The organism is Paraburkholderia phytofirmans PsJN (assembly GCF_000020125.1).
In the GTDB taxonomy this organism is placed as follows: Bacteria; Pseudomonadota; Gammaproteobacteria; order Burkholderiales; family Burkholderiaceae; genus Paraburkholderia; species Paraburkholderia phytofirmans.
In genome coordinates this window covers 1,397,325-1,411,193 of sequence record NC_010676.1, presented here as the reverse complement: position 1 = coordinate 1,411,193, position 13,869 = coordinate 1,397,325, and the positions used below count along the sequence as shown (strand labels likewise).

Here is a 13,869-nt window from a genome sequence, read left to right as displayed (position 1 = left end):
CGCGCGCGCCGTCAGTCCAGCGCCGCAAACCGTTGATGCACATAGGCAAGAAACTGCTCCAGGCGTTCCTCTATCGACGCCGCGAGGCTCACCTGCTTGATGCGGCGATCCTCGGCGGAACTCGTTTCCAGCAGCCAGCCGCTGTCGATCAACTCCTGCACGTACCGCACGGCGGTGCGCCGGCTCACGCCCGGCATGAATTCGTAGAGCGCGGTCTTGGCAAAGTAGTCGTCCCGATCCACCCACATGCGGCAGAACAGGTCGCTGTAGTTCAGGTCGTTCAGGCCGAGATCGCCGAAATGCGCCGACCACTGCCAGTCCATGTCGAGAATGGCGCGCGCAACGGCTTGCCCCTTGGTACGCGCAATTTTCTTCTTCATCGATTCACCACGAGGAGGAGGGCTGCACAGTTTAAGTGCTAATCGAGCCGGAAATCGGGCGCGCGAAAATAATGCGCGACTCTGTATGAATAGTTTATTGACCCGTGCTTTTCATGTGTACTATTGCATGCAAATTTGCATGCAAATGGAGCAGCGATGAAATTCGAATTGTTCAAGACGTTCTGGGGATTCGACGGCGGTCCTCGCGACGCCGCGCCGCTCGTGCGGGCGGCGGGCTTCGATGGTATCGAAGCGCCGGTGCCGGCCGGCGGCGCGGCGCGCGACGCATTTGCGCAGGCGATTGCCGACGAAGGCTTGGGTTTCATCGCGGAGATTACGACGGCCGGCAGCTATGTGCCGGAGCGCTCGGCGACGCCGGCCGATCATCTGCGGGACTTCGAGGAGAAGATCGTGTGGGGCAAGCCGCTCGAGCCGCGCTTCTTCAACGTGATGGCCGGTTGCGATGCGTGGCCGGCGCCAACCCAGGTGGACTTCTTTGCGCGCGCGGTCGAGATCGCGGCGAAGCATGACGTGACGTGCAGCTTTGAAACGCATCGCGGGCGCTCGTTCTTCAACCCTTGGATCACCCGCGACGTCGCGCGTGCCGTGCCGACGCTCAAGCTAACCTGCGACTTCAGCCATTGGGTCTCGGTATGCGAGCGGCTGCTTGACAGCGAGTGGGACACGATCCTCGAACTGGCGCCGCATGCGCATCATCTGCATGGGCGTGTCGGCTATCCGCAAGGTCCGCAGGTGCCGCACCCGGCGGCGCCCGAGTACGCCGACTGCCTTGCCTCGCATCAGCGGACCTGGGAAGCGCTATGGGGCGCGCAGATCGAGCAGGGCTACACCGTCACGACGATGACACCGGAGTTCGGCCCCGACGGCTATCTGCATACGCTGCCGTTTACGAACGCGCCGGTGGCCGATCTGTGGGAGATCAATACATGGATGGGGCGCGAGGAACGGCGTCATCTGGCTGAGTTCCTCGCCGACCGCGAAGGGCGCGGCGGGCAAAAAGAGCGAACGCAATCTCAAACCATCGCGCAGCTTGTCTAGGCACCTCTCATGAACCCAACCCATACGAGCTTTCAGCAACTACCCGTCGTCGACGTGAGCGGCCTGTTCAGCGATGACGACGCCCAGCGGCTCGCCACCGCACGCGAACTCGATCGCGCGGCACGCGAGGCCGGCTTCTTCTATGTCACCGGCCACCAGGTGTCACGCGCGCAACAAAGCGCGTTGATCGAGCAGGCCAAACGCTTCTTCGCAGCCGAACACGAATGGAAGATGCGCTACTACATCGGCAAGTCGACGGCGCATCGCGGCTACGTGCCCGAAGGCGAGGAAGTCTTCGCGGGCGGCAAGCGCGACAGGAAGGAAGCCTTCGACACCGGCCGCGAACTGCCCGCCGACGATCCCGACGTGCGTGCCGGCACGCCGATGCTCGGCCCGAATAGCTGGCCGGAACAGGCGGGTTTTCGCGAAGCGGTGGGCGGCTATTACAAAGCGGCGTTCGAACTCGGCCGCGCCCTGTTTCGAGGTTTCTCGCTCGCGCTCGGCTTGCCTGAACAGCACTTCGATCAGTATCTACGCAAGCCGCCGAGCCAGTTGCGTCTGATCCACTATCCGCTCGATCCGTCGGCGGAAGACCGGCCCGGCATCGGCGCGCATACCGACTACGAGTGCTTCACGATCCTGCTGCCGACCGCGCCAGGACTCGAAGTGATGAACGGCGAGGGCGAGTGGATCGATGCGCCGCCGGTCGAGAACGCATTCGTCGTGAACATCGGCGACATGCTGGAAGTGTGGACGGGCGGGACCTATGTCGCGACGTCGCATCGCGTGCGCAAGGTGAGGGAGGAGCGCTACTCGTTTCCGCTCTTCTTTGCCTGCGACTATCACACGGTCGTTGCGCCGCTGCCGCAATTCGCGACGCCCGAAGCGGTGGCGAAATACCCGCCCGTATCGGCGGGCGACCATCTGTTCGCGCAGACGGCGCAGAGCTTCACTTATCTGAAGGAACGTCTTCAACGAGGAGAACTACTGTTGCCCGATGGTTCGAAAGCGTTGGCAAGCTTCGGCCAACAGGCGCGCTATGCGAGTGCGGAGATGGACACTTGAGGCTGAACGAAAACGCACTGTGATCAAATAGAAAATAACTGGATGCGCAGCATCACGACAACAACGCCGCTCCAGTTACGAGCGGCGCTGTTGCTTTTGCAGCTCGATGAAACGCGCGGACATCAAGGTGTAAAGCGCGCGTCGAATGGCGGCAAGCGTCGGCATGGTCGTGTGAGGAAAGGAGTGGACGTGACGCATTGATACGCACACACCATGCCATCGGCCGGAGCCATGTTCCGCCGTTGCGCACGCCGGGGTTCGAGCCCAATCGTGGTGCCGGCGCATCTGTCTGGTGCGGACTCGCAAACGACGCTGGTGCGCGAGCGATCGGCCCACTTATGCCTACCGGCCACGCGCATCGCATCCAATCCCTTGCCACGTCACACTTGCCGCATGTTCACCACCACCCTGGCACACAACTCGCTTAGCTACGCAGCGAGAGGTGCGAAGTAATTTGCATCATCTTCAGGATCGCTAGGGTTCCGGTTGTGCGCAGATCAATGCGCACGATGTCTGGTCCGAGAGCAATCCGGTCTTGCCGTTCACCTTCTTTCAAGGCGCCGGCGAGGCTCCACGGAGGGATAAAAGCCCGGGAGGTCGCGATGTCGGTCAATCGCCCTCTCATGCTTATTCCCAACCGATACCTGGAGCCTCCATGTCGACGCAATCCTCTGTCGATCTCGCACCGATCCCGCACGTGGCGTGGGAAACGGTGATTCCCGCCGGCACGCACTGGTCCGGTGTGCTGCGCCGTGGCATGGCGTTGCGCGTCGTCGATAGCGAAGGCGGCGCGAATCTGGCCGCCGTGTTCTACCGGCACGACGCACCGCTCGAACGCTACAACATGGCCGATACGCTGAAGGCGCAGCACACCGCGCATCTGACGCGCGGCCACGTGCTCTATTCGGACATGGGCCGCGTGCTGGCCTCGATCACCGCCGACACGCTCGGCTGGCACGATCCGCTCGGCGGCGTCGGCGACGCGGAACTGTTCGCCGCGAAATACGGCGAGGCCCGCTATCAGCAACATCGCAATGCCATGATCCGCAACGGCCGCGACAGCCTGCTGCTCGAACTGGCGAAGCACGGGCTAGGCACACGTGACCTCGTCGCCAATATCAACTTCTTCAGCAAACTCACGATCGGCGAGGACGGCGCGCTCAGCTTCGTGGCGGGCCATTCGCCGGCCGGCGCCGCTTTCGATCTGCGCTTCGAAATGGACACGCTCGCCGTGTTCTCGACCGCACCGCATCCGCTCGACCCTTCATCCGAATACGAGCCTCGGCCCGTGAAGCTGATCGCGTACCGCGCGTATGCGGCCGACGCTTGCGTGCCGGCCGACGATCCGTGCCGCTCGGCGTGTCCGGAGAACGGCCGCGGCTTCGTCAACACCGACCGTCTGTTCGTTTAAGGAGACCCGCGATGCCTATCATCGAAAGCAAGCTCGAACTCCGTCATGCGGTCTACGACCTCACACTGCCCTCCGGCGAGCCGTGGCTGCATGAAGTCAAGCGCGGCCAGGTGTTCCGCATTCTCGACCTGGAAGGCAATCAGGCGGTCGACACGCTGTTCTACAACAGCGCCGATCCGCTCGAACGCTACAGCGCGCAGGATACGATCCGCGCGCAACGCAATCTCTATCTGTCCGCTGGCAGCGTGCTGATGTCGAACCTCGGCAAGCCGATGCTGAGCATCGTGGCCGACACGTGCGGGCGCCACGACACACTCGGCGGTGCTTGCGCAGCCGAGAGCAACACCGTGCGTTACGCGCTCGACAAGCGCCATATGCATAGCTGCCGCGACAGCTTCCTGCATGCGCTTACGCATTGCACGTGCGGTGTGGGCACACAACTCGGCAAGCGCGACATCGTCAGCAACATCAACTTCTTCATGAACGTGCCGGTCACGCCGCTCGGCAAACTGACCTTCGAGGACGGCATCTCCGCGCCGGGCAAATACGTCGAGATGCGCGCCGAGATGGATGTCACGGTGCTGATTTCGAATTGCCCGCAATTGAACAATCCGTGCAACGGCTACAACCCAACGCCCGTGCGACTGACGATATGGGATGCCCAATGAGATTCCGCAAAGTCCTGATCGCCAATCGCGGCGAGATTGCCTGCCGCGTGATTCGCACGCTCAAGCGGCTGGGCATCGCGTCGGTCGCGGTGTATTCCGAAGCCGACCGCCACGCCATGCATGTGATGCTCGCCGACGAAGCCGTGTGCATCGGCCCGGCGCTCGCGGCGCAGAGCTATCTGAACAGCGCGGCGATTCTCGATGCGGCGCGCGCGTGCGGTGCCGACGCCGTGCATCCCGGCTACGGTTTCCTGTCCGAAAACGCGGCCTTCGCGCAAGCTTGCGACGACGCGGGGATTCGCTTCATCGGCCCCACGCCGCAGCACATGCGCGAGTTCGGCCTGAAACACACGGCGCGCGAACTCGCGCAAGCCAACGACGTCGCCTTGCTGCCCGGCACCGGCTTGCTGCCCGACGTCAGCGCGGCGTTGCGCGAGGCGGAGTCGATCGGCTATCCGGTGATGCTGAAAAGCACCGCGGGCGGCGGCGGAATCGGCATGTCGCTGTGCCGCGACGCCGCGCAGCTTGAAGGCGTGTTTGCATCGGTCGCACGGCTCGGCGAAGCGAATTTTGCCAACGCGGGCGTGTACGTCGAGAAGTTCGTGGAAAACGCGCGCCATATCGAAGTGCAGGTTTTCGGCGACGGCAAAGGCGGCGTGATCTCGCTCGGCGAACGCGATTGCTCGGTGCAGCGGCGCAACCAGAAGGTGATCGAGGAGACGCCCGCACCTGGGCTTACGCACGCGGAACGCAGCGCGCTGCATGCGAGCGCCGTGCGTCTCGCTCAAGCCGTGAAGTACAAGTCCGCGGGCACTGTGGAGTTTGTTTTCGATGCCGACACGCGCCGTTTCTATTTCCTCGAAGTGAACACGCGATTGCAGGTCGAGCACTGCGTGACGGAAGAAATCACGGGTATCGATCTGGTCGAGTGGATGATTCGTGAAGCCGAGGGCGAGCTTGCGCCGCTCGATACGCTGGCAACGGTGCCGCAAGGCGCAAGCATTCAGGTGCGGTTGTACGCGGAAGACCCGCACAAACAGTTTCAACCGAGTGCGGGCGTGCTCACGCACGTCGCGTTCGCCGCCGACGCGCGGGTCGATACCTGGGTCGATTCCGGCACGGAAGTCAGCGCGTTCTACGACCCGTTGCTAGCCAAGCTGATCGTCAAAGGCGAAACGCGCGAAGCCGGGCTCGCCGCGCTGCGCGCCGCGCTGGAACAAACGCAGTTGTACGGCATCGAGACCAACCTCGACTATCTGCGCGCCATTGCCGGCTCGGCGACGTTCGCTCGCGGTGAGCAGACCACCGCGTTCCTCGGGCGTTTCATGTTCGCGCCGCATACGATCGACGTGCTCGACGGCGGCGTGCAGACCACCGTACAGCAGACGCCGGGACGCACCGGCTATTGGGACATCGGCGTGCCGCCGTCGGGCCCGATGGACGATCTGTCGTTCCGTCTCGCCAACGAACTGCTCGGCAATCCCGCCGACGCCGCCGGGCTCGAATGCGCGATGGTCGGCGCCACGCTGCGCTTCAATACCGCGACGCTTTTCGTTCTCGGCGGCGCGCCACTCGCCGCCACGCTCGATGGCGCGCCGGTGACGCTCTGGCAGGTCACGCGCGCGCCGGCGGGCGCCGTGCTCAAGCTCGGCGGCGTGACGGGCGCCGGCATGCGCGCATGTCTCGCGCTGAAGGGCGGCCTGCAGGTGCCGGACTATCTGGGCAGCAAGGCGACCTTCACGCTTGGCCAGTTCGGCGGCCACGCAGGGCGCGCGCTGCGCAAGGGCGACGTGCTGCATCTCGCCGACGAGGCGGGAAGTGGCGCAGCAGGCGCGCAACTGGATAAATCGCGCGTGCCGGTCCTGACGCATGACTGGACGCTCGGCGTGCTCGACGGCCCGCACGGCGCGCCCGACTTTTTCACGCCCGACGACATCGCGATGCTCTACGGCACGCGCTGGACCGTGCACTACAACTCTAGCCGCACGGGTGTGCGCCTGATCGGCCCAAAGCCGCAATGGGCGCGCACGGACGGCGGCGAGGCCGGGCTGCATCCGTCGAATATTCACGACAACGCCTATGCGGTCGGCGCGGTGGATTTTACCGGCGACATGCCTGTGATCCTTGGGCCCGATGGTCCGAGCCTCGGCGGTTTCGTGTGTCCGGTCACGGTAGTGGGCGAGGAGTTGTGGAAGCTCGGCCAACTGCGACCGGGCGATACGGTGCGCTTCGAACGGATGCCGGTCAAAGCGATGCTTGCCTCGCCCAAGCACGCTATGGAGGCCAGCGAAGCGGCGGCTCACGACTGCATCCTCTACCGCGACCCGACGGCGGGCGAGGGCACCGGCGTGGTCTATCGCCGCTCCGGCGATCAGAACGTGCTGATCGAATACGGTCCGCTCGTGCTCGACCTGAACCTGCGTTTTCGCGTGCATGCGTTGATGAACTGGCTCGACGCGCACCGCTTGCCGGGCATTATCGATCTGACGCCGGGCATTCGGTCGCTGCAGGTACATTTCGATCCCCGCGTGCTGTCGCACGACACGTTGCTCGCGCATCTGCAACAAGCCGAACGCGAACTGCCCGCGGTGGACGCGATGCGCGTGCCGAACCGCATCGTGCATCTGCCGCTTTCGTGGGACGACCCGTCGACGCGCATCGCAATCGAGCGCTACATGCAATCCGTGCGTCCCGACGCGCCGTGGTGCCCGAGCAATATCGAGTTTATTCGGCGCATCAACGGGCTGAATAGCATCGACGACGTGAAGCGCATCGTATTCGACGCGCGCTACCTCGTCATGGGCCTCGGCGACGTGTACCTCGGCGCGCCGGTCGCGACGCCGCTCGACCCGCGTCACCGGCTCGTCACGACCAAGTACAACCCGGCGCGCACGTGGACGCCGGAGAACGCGGTGGGCATCGGCGGTGCGTATCTGTGCGTGTACGGCATGGAAGGGCCGGGCGGTTATCAGTTCGTCGGCCGCACCGTGCAGATGTGGAACCGCTATCGCACGACGCGCGAGTTCGAAGCGGGCAAGCCCTGGCTGCTGCGCTTTTTCGATGAGATCCGTTTCTACGAAGTCAGCGAGGCCGAGCTGGCCGAACTGCGCACGGACTTTATCGCGGGCCGCGCGAGCCTGAAGATCGAGGAGTCGGTATTCGATCTGGGCGCGTACAACCGCTTCCTGAAGGATGAAGCCGATTCGATTGCCGCGTTCAAAAGCACTCAGCAAGCCGCGTTCGACGCGGAACGCGAGCGCTGGGACGCGGCCGGACATGCCGCGTACGTCGGCGAAACGGATGGCGATGCAGCCGCTGGCGGCAACCCGGCAAACGACACGCTCGCGACCGGCCAGCAAGGCATCGTCGCCGACGTGTCGGGCAGCGTGTGGAAGCTGCTCGTCAAGGAAGGCGAACGGGTCGGCGACGGCCAGGTGGTCGCGATCGTCGAGTCGATGAAGATGGAAATCTCCGTCACCGCGAGCGGCGACGGCGTGATCGAAACGATCGATTGCGCGGAAGGCGCGGCGGTCGTCGCGGGTCAACGATTGATGGTGATGCGCGCCGGCATTGCAGCCGACGCCACCGAGGAGGCAACGTGCAAATGAAATCCCACGACGATCTGTTCCAGTCCATGTCGATCGAAGCGCTGCGGGCGCGCTATCGCGCCGGCAGCCTCACGCCGGCGCAACTGGTGGAAGCCGTCGCCGCGCGCACTTCGGGCGACGATCCGCATCGCGCATGGATCCGCCCGTTGAGCCGCAACGAGATGATTCGTTACGTCGACGCGCTCGAAGGCCGCGACATCGACACGTTGCCGCTCTACGGCGTGCCGTTCGCCATCAAGGACAATATCGACCTGGCCGGCATTCCGACCACCGCCGCGTGCCCCGCATATGCGTACACGCCTGAGGCCAGTGCGCCGGTAGTCGCGCGCCTGATCGCGGCCGGTGCGATTCCGATCGGCAAGACGAACCTGGATCAGTTCGCGACCGGTTTGTCCGGTCAGCGCTCGCCGCACGGTGCCTGCCGCAACGCGCTAGATCCGCGCTATGCATCGGGCGGATCGAGTTCCGGTTCGGCGGTATCGGTCGCGCTCGGGTTGGCGGCGTTTTCGCTGGGCACCGACACGGCCGGATCGGGACGCGTGCCCGCGGCATTCCACGGCCTGCTCGGACTGAAGCCGACCAAGGGCGTGTTGAGTACGCTCGGCGTGGTGCCGGCGTGCAAATCGCTCGACTGCGTGTCGATCTTCGCGCGCTCGGCGGACGACGCGCAGTGCGTGTTCGACGCCGCGCGCGGCGTGGCGCCGAGCGATCCGTATGCGCGCGAATTCCAGCCGCCGACGGGCGCCGCGCAGCTTGGCGCGCAACCGTCGCTGCGCGGTGTGCGCTTTGGCGTGCCGCGCGCAAATCAGCTCGAATTTTTCGGCGACACCTCGTACGCGCATGCTTTCGATGCCGCGCTGACGCGCCTGCGCGCAGCCGGCGCCGAACTGGTCGAGATCGACTTCGAGCCGTTCCTCGCCACCGCGCGGCTGCTCTACGAAGGACCGTGGGTAGCGGAGCGGCTCGCGGCGATCCGCGAGTTCGCCGACACGCAGCCCGACGCGCTGCATCCGGTGATCCGCGAGATCATCGGCGGCGCGGCGCGCTGGAGCGCGGCCGATGCGTTCGCCGCGTTCGACCGCCTCGCGTTCCTGCGCATGCAGGCGGCGCACGTCTGGCAGCGGATCGACGCCATCGTCACGCCGACCTCGGCGACCACCGCCACCGTCGACGAACTGGAAGCGGACCCGATCCGCGTGAATTCGCGCTTTGGCTACTACACGAACTTCGTCAACCTGCTCGATCTGGCCGCGCTGGCGGTGCCGGCCGGCGTCTGCACGGTCGGCCGGCATGCGGGCTTGCCGTTCGGCGTGACCTTCGTCGCGCGCGCACACGAAGACAGGGTGCTGCTCGATCTGGCGCGCGCGTGGCTCGACGAAACGACCGCCGCGTCAAGGTCCGCATACGACGCAACCGCAGTCCGCCTCGGAGAATCACATGGCCGTCATTGACAGAACCGAATGGTTCGCGGTGCGCCGCGAACTCTCCTCGCGCGGCAAATGGTTCTTGGGGGCGGGCTCGTTCCTGTTGCCGCTCTTTGTCTGGTGTCTGGTCAGCTACGTGCCGTTCATCTGGCATCCGCAGGTGCTGATCGACAGCCCGGGCAGCGTCGATTATTTTCAACCGGGCATGCGTGTCGACAAAGACGTGTTCGCCGACGAACTCGCCCACGCGCGCGACGCCCATGCGGCCTTGCCGGCCGGCGAGCCGGTCAATCCGGTGTATCTGCCCGCGCCACATGAAGTGCTGCGCGCGTTCTACACCGCGTTCGCCACGCCGCCTGCATCGCGCGACGGCGTCTGGCTGCATCAGAGTCTGTGGCACAGCATTCAGGTGATCTTCTGGGGCTTCGTGCTGTCGTCGGTGATCGGCGTGCCGATCGGCATCGTGTGCGGCACGTACAGCGCGATCGCGCGCTTGCAGGAGCCGTTCTTCGAGTTCTTCCGTTACTTGCCGGCGCCCGCGTTCGGTGCGCTGATGGTGGCTATTCTCGGCATTTACGACGGCCCGAAGATCGCGATCATCGTGATCGGCACGTTGTTCCAGCAGGTGCTGATCGTGGCCAACACCACCCGCAAGCTCGAATACGGCCTGTTCGAAGCCGCCATGACGCTCGGCACGAAGAAGCTGAAGCTGCTCACGCATGTGGTGATTCCCGGCATCCTGCCGGACCTGTACCGCGATCAGCGCATTCTGCTCGGCTGGGCGTGGACGTATCTGATCGTGGCGGAACTGGTCGGCACCAGTTCCGGCATCACCTGGTACATCACCCAGCAGGCGCGCTACGAGCATTTCGACAACGTCTACGCCGCGATCATGATGATCGGCATCATCGGCCTCGGCACCGATCTCGTGCTGGCCTATCTCGGCCGCAGGCTGTTTCCTTGGGACCGCACGCTCAAGGCGTAGCGGACGGCTTCGTGACACGGCTTATCGCATGCACCGCACCGCTTTCAAAGGATTCCATCATGTTAAATCCGCAACCCGTTCCGTCGTACCTGATCCAGTCCGAAGCGGTACGCGAGCGTTTCGACCGTTTGAAATCGCGCGAGGTGATTCTGGAGGTGAAGGACCTCGGCAAGCGCTTCAAGGCAGCACAAGGCGAGTGCACGGCGCTCGACGGCATCAGCTTCAAGACGCACCGGCGCGAGTTCGTGTGCGTGATCGGACCGTCGGGCTGCGGCAAGTCCACGCTGATCCGCATTCTTGCTGGCCTCGAGGCGCAGACGAGCGGCAGCGTGCTGCTCGACGGCAAACCGGTGCAGGGGCCAGGCGCCGATCGCGGCATGGTGTTTCAGGGCTACACGCTGTTTCCGTGGCTGACGGTCAAGAAGAACGTCATGTTCGGTCTGAAGATGAACGGCCACAGCACCCTGCATGCGGAACGCGAGGCGCTGCAATGGCTCGATCTGGTCGGTCTGACGAAATTCGCCAATGCCTATCCGCATCAGTTGTCGGGCGGCATGAAACAGCGCGTGGCGATTGCCCGCGCGCTCGCGAACCGGCCGCGCATTCTGTTGATGGACGAACCCTTCGGCGCACTCGACGCGCAAACGCGTGCGAAGATGCAGACGCACCTGCTCGATATCTGGCGCAACATCGACGTGACTGTGCTGTTCATCACGCACGATCTGGACGAAGCGATCTTTCTCGCCGATCGTATTCTGGTGCTGAAGGCGAATCCCGGCGAGGTGCAGGAGTTGATCGAAGTGCCGGTGCCGCGGCCGCGCGATTACTCGCAGGTCACGTCGCCCGAGTTTCTGGCGACCAAGGCGCGGCTCGAAGCCTTGATCCATCCGCCCACGGAGACCCGCGACGACGAGGACGACGTCGTCAAACCGCACATGATCCGTATGACCGACGTGGCGGACAACGTGGAATAGGGCGAAGCGGTTGCGGCTCTGTCACGGGGCGCCTCGCGCCGCATCTGCCGTGCGCACAACAACATAACCGGATCGTAATCACCCGCCCGAGTGCTTGACGGTATGATTTCACCGTCAACGCCAAGCGGAGCAACCGATGCGCATCCTGGTGATCGAGGACGAGCTGAAAACAGCGGCCTACCTCAAGAAGGGCCTGGAAGAATCCGGCTATGCGGTCGATGTGGCCAACGACGGCCCGCAAGGGCTGATCCTCGCGCTGGAAGAAGAGTACGACGTGATCGTGCTCGACGTGATGCTGCCGGGCATCGACGGCTGGACCGTCGTCAAGACCTTGCGCGCGAAACGCACCACGCCCGTGCTGTTCCTGACCGCGCGCGACGACGTCGACGACCGCGTGCGCGGCCTCGAACTCGGCGCGGACGATTACCTCGTCAAACCCTTTGCCTTCGTCGAATTGCTGGCGCGCGTGCGCACGCTGGCGCGCCGCGGTCCGCCGCGCGAAAGCGAACTGATCAAGGTGGGCGATCTGGAAATGGACGTGAACCGCCGTCGCGTGAAGCGTGGCGGCACGCGTATCGACCTCACGCCACGCGAATTCTCGCTGCTGCAACTGCTCGCGCGCCGTCAGGGCGAAGTGCTGAGCCGTACGCAAATCGCGTCGTATGTGTGGGACATGAATTTCGACAGCGACACCAATGTGGTCGAAGTGGCGATCCGCCGCTTGCGCACCAAGATCGACGACGACTTTCCCGTCAAGCTGATTCACACCGTGCGCGGCGTGGGTTACGTGCTCGAACTGAAGGACACCGCTTGATGCGCGGCCGCTCTCTCGCCGCGGCGCTGGCACTGGCGTTCGGCGCCACCACGCTGACGGTTTTCGTGCTGGTCGGCAGTTTCCTGTATGTCGCGCTCGAAAAGCAGATCAAGGCGCAGGACAATCTCGACATCGTGCTCGCCGCGCGTCACGCACGGCGCCTCGCCGAGGAGCTGGACTCGGCGCAAAGCATTCGCGACCACAGCGAGCGCCTGACTAGCGTCGTGCTCGGCAACGAAGCGCTGTCGATGGAAGTGTTCGATCCCGATGGCAAGCGGGCGATCGAACACAATATCGCCGGCGCGCTCGCCGTGCCGGATACGGCGAGCGGCGCCGCGACCATTGCGGCGCTGCCGCCGCTCACGCGTGTTGCCGCGACCACGCGAATCACGGAAGCCGATATCGGCGACTGGACCAGCCGCAACGGCGCGCCGATCCGCGGCATTTTCACGGACGCGAGGCTGCGTAACGGCGACACGGCGAGCCTGCTGGTGGCGCGCAACATGAGCGACCGCTGGCTGCTGCTGGACCGCTACCGCGACAAGCTCACGCTCGCGGGCGTGGCCGGCGTGGTGCTGGCCATGCTGCTCGGTTACCTGCTGATTCGCGCCGCGCTGCGGCCGTTGCGCGATATCGCGGCGAGCGCGAGCCTCGTCACGGTGAATCGGCTCGACACGCGCATCGCGGTGGCGCGCGTGCCGAGCGAACTCGAAGCTTTGGTGGCCTCGCTGAACGCGATGCTCGAACGCGTCGAGCAGGGTTTCCAGCATCTGTCGCGTTTCACCGCCGACCTCGCGCACGACATGCGCACGCCGCTCAGCAACATGCGCGGCGCCGCCGAAGTCGCGCTCGCGCGGCCGCGTTCAGTCGACGAATACGAAGCGCTGCTCGCGTCGAATCTGGAAGAGTGCGACCGGCTCTCGCGCATGATCGAGAGCGTGCTGTTTCTGGCGCGCGCCGAACACCCGCAGTTCGTCAAGCAATTGCGCGAGTTCGACGCGGGGCAGGAGCTGACGCATATCGCCGAGTATTTCGAAGGTATTGCCGACGATGCGAATGTACGTTTGCGCGTGAGCGGCGCGGCTACGGTGACTGCCGATCTCGAGTTGTTTCGCCGCGCCGTGAGCAATCTGCTCGCCAACGCCATTCGCTATACGCCGCGGGGCGGCGAGATCGTGCTGGACGCCGGCGCGTCGGCCGACGCGGTGCGCGTGACCGTGGAGAACCCGGGGCAGCCGATTCCCGCCGAGCATCTCGAGCGTATTTTCGACCGCTTCTATCGGGTCGATCCGTCGCGCAGTTCGCTGCCGTCGGCGGGGCTGTCGCAAGGGTCCACGGGTTCGACCGGGCTCGGGCTTGCCATCGTGCGCGCGATCATGGAACTGCACGGCGGCTCGGTGCATGCGGAGAGCGATGCGCGCGGGACGCGCTTCGTGCTGAGGTTTCCGCGGGTGATGTGAGGGTGGGGAAGCGCTTATGAC

At 64.7% G+C, this 13,869-nt stretch carries 11 protein-coding genes and 1 riboswitch; of the genes, 10 read left to right on the top strand and 1 reads right to left on the bottom strand.

Annotated elements, in window-relative coordinates:
• Nucleotides 1-11: 11 nt before the first annotated feature.
• Nucleotides 12-380 carry a helix-turn-helix domain-containing protein gene (locus BPHYT_RS26005; protein WP_012427100.1) on the bottom strand — a complete coding sequence of 123 codons (369 nt, stop codon included), beginning with the start codon at nt 378-380 and terminating at the stop codon, nt 12-14.
• A 156-nt stretch (nt 381-536) separates the two neighbouring features.
• Here BPHYT_RS26005 and BPHYT_RS26000 point away from each other — a divergent pair, with 156 nt between their 5' ends.
• The 10 genes from BPHYT_RS26000 to BPHYT_RS25950 all read left to right on the top strand — a co-directional run bounded on the left by BPHYT_RS26000 (nt 537) and on the right by BPHYT_RS25950 (nt 13,848).
• Complete coding sequence (locus BPHYT_RS26000) at nt 537-1,439, top strand: sugar phosphate isomerase/epimerase family protein (protein WP_012427099.1); 903 nt, start codon at nt 537-539, stop codon at nt 1,437-1,439.
• A gap of 9 nt (nt 1,440-1,448) precedes the next feature.
• Nucleotides 1,449-2,504, top strand: a complete 1,056-nt coding sequence (locus BPHYT_RS25995; RefSeq protein WP_012427098.1) for an isopenicillin N synthase family dioxygenase — start codon at nt 1,449-1,451, stop codon at nt 2,502-2,504.
• A gap of 463 nt (nt 2,505-2,967) precedes the next feature.
• Nucleotides 2,968-3,102, top strand: a riboswitch (guanidine-I (ykkC/yxkD leader).
• 57 nt (nt 3,103-3,159) lie between these two features.
• On the top strand, nt 3,160-3,915 hold the full coding sequence (locus tag BPHYT_RS25985) for an urea amidolyase associated protein UAAP1 (RefSeq protein WP_012427097.1): 756 nt from the start codon (nt 3,160-3,162) through the stop codon (nt 3,913-3,915).
• Nucleotides 3,916-3,926: 11 nt separating this feature from the next.
• The gene (locus BPHYT_RS25980; protein WP_012427096.1) at nt 3,927-4,583 is read left to right on the top strand and encodes an urea amidolyase associated protein UAAP2; all 657 of its coding nucleotides are present in this window, start codon (nt 3,927-3,929) and stop codon (nt 4,581-4,583) included.
• Nucleotides 4,580-8,191, top strand: coding sequence for an urea carboxylase (gene uca, locus BPHYT_RS25975; protein WP_012427095.1), 3,612 nt, complete (start codon nt 4,580-4,582; stop codon nt 8,189-8,191). Before BPHYT_RS25980 ends, uca begins: the two co-directional genes overlap by 4 nt.
• Nucleotides 8,188-9,642, top strand: coding sequence for an allophanate hydrolase (gene atzF / locus BPHYT_RS25970; protein WP_012427094.1), 1,455 nt, complete (start codon nt 8,188-8,190; stop codon nt 9,640-9,642). Before uca ends, atzF begins: the two co-directional genes overlap by 4 nt.
• Nucleotides 9,629-10,600: an ABC transporter permease gene (locus BPHYT_RS25965; RefSeq protein WP_012427093.1), complete on the top strand. Its 972-nt coding sequence runs from the start codon at nt 9,629-9,631 to the stop codon at nt 10,598-10,600. Before atzF ends, BPHYT_RS25965 begins: the two co-directional genes overlap by 14 nt.
• A gap of 59 nt (nt 10,601-10,659) precedes the next feature.
• On the top strand, nt 10,660-11,574 hold the full coding sequence (locus BPHYT_RS25960; RefSeq protein ID WP_012427092.1) for an ABC transporter ATP-binding protein: 915 nt from the start codon (nt 10,660-10,662) through the stop codon (nt 11,572-11,574).
• 136 nt (nt 11,575-11,710) lie between these two features.
• Nucleotides 11,711-12,388 carry a heavy metal response regulator transcription factor gene (locus BPHYT_RS25955; RefSeq protein ID WP_012427091.1) on the top strand — a complete coding sequence of 226 codons (678 nt, stop codon included), beginning with the start codon at nt 11,711-11,713 and terminating at the stop codon, nt 12,386-12,388.
• Nucleotides 12,388-13,848 (top strand): heavy metal sensor histidine kinase, encoded by a 1,461-nt coding sequence (locus BPHYT_RS25950; RefSeq protein WP_012427090.1) that lies wholly within the window; start codon nt 12,388-12,390, stop codon nt 13,846-13,848. The genes BPHYT_RS25955 and BPHYT_RS25950 overlap by 1 nt, the downstream gene beginning before the upstream one ends.
• Nucleotides 13,849-13,869: the final 21 nt, after the last annotated feature.

What these genes read in the sequence shown, in the direction of transcription:
- BPHYT_RS26005 (WP_012427100.1), bottom strand. Translation starts at nt 380, where the DNA reads ATGAAGAAGAAAATTGCGCGTACCAAGGGGCAAGCCGTTGCGCGCGCC.
- BPHYT_RS26000 (WP_012427099.1), top strand. Translation starts at nt 537, where the DNA reads ATGAAATTCGAATTGTTCAAGACGTTCTGGGGATTCGACGGCGGTCCT.
- BPHYT_RS25995 (WP_012427098.1), top strand. Translation starts at nt 1,449, where the DNA reads ATGAACCCAACCCATACGAGCTTTCAGCAACTACCCGTCGTCGACGTG.
- BPHYT_RS25985 (WP_012427097.1), top strand. Translation starts at nt 3,160, where the DNA reads ATGTCGACGCAATCCTCTGTCGATCTCGCACCGATCCCGCACGTGGCG.
- BPHYT_RS25980 (WP_012427096.1), top strand. Translation starts at nt 3,927, where the DNA reads ATGCCTATCATCGAAAGCAAGCTCGAACTCCGTCATGCGGTCTACGAC.
- uca (WP_012427095.1), top strand. Translation starts at nt 4,580, where the DNA reads ATGAGATTCCGCAAAGTCCTGATCGCCAATCGCGGCGAGATTGCCTGC.
- atzF (WP_012427094.1), top strand. Translation starts at nt 8,188, where the DNA reads ATGAAATCCCACGACGATCTGTTCCAGTCCATGTCGATCGAAGCGCTG.
- BPHYT_RS25965 (WP_012427093.1), top strand. Translation starts at nt 9,629, where the DNA reads ATGGCCGTCATTGACAGAACCGAATGGTTCGCGGTGCGCCGCGAACTC.
- BPHYT_RS25960 (WP_012427092.1), top strand. Translation starts at nt 10,660, where the DNA reads ATGTTAAATCCGCAACCCGTTCCGTCGTACCTGATCCAGTCCGAAGCG.
- BPHYT_RS25955 (WP_012427091.1), top strand. Translation starts at nt 11,711, where the DNA reads ATGCGCATCCTGGTGATCGAGGACGAGCTGAAAACAGCGGCCTACCTC.
- BPHYT_RS25950 (WP_012427090.1), top strand. Translation starts at nt 12,388, where the DNA reads ATGCGCGGCCGCTCTCTCGCCGCGGCGCTGGCACTGGCGTTCGGCGCC.